Genomic DNA, 238 nt, shown 5'->3' on the forward strand with positions numbered 1-238 from the left:
CATATCTTCAACGGTTATATCGCGAATTTCTGGTTGGATCATTTGCGCTACTTTTTGCTCAAGCGTCATCGACTTTAAATAACCAGCAATTGTATTTTCAATCTCGGCACTTTTTTGTACTTTGTTTTTAAGAGTTGGCCAAAGTGTTATATCACCCTGCTCATGCTCCGAGACGTTAGTATGATTGTTACTAACTTGAGTTTGCTGTTTATTACAGGCTGTTAAAACACATATTCCT

Annotated in this window: 1 protein-coding gene; it reads right to left on the reverse strand. The window is 37.0% G+C overall.

Features of this window, described 5'->3' with window-relative positions:
- Positions 1–238, reverse strand: a 238-nt coding sequence (locus SB756_RS35035) for a hypothetical protein (protein WP_410913878.1), incomplete at both ends; no start/stop codon positions are given.

Origin of the sequence: Pseudomonas sp. SIMBA_068 (assembly GCF_046534705.1) — a bacterium.
In the GTDB taxonomy this organism is placed as follows: domain Bacteria; phylum Pseudomonadota; class Gammaproteobacteria; order Pseudomonadales; family Pseudomonadaceae; genus Aquipseudomonas; species Aquipseudomonas putida.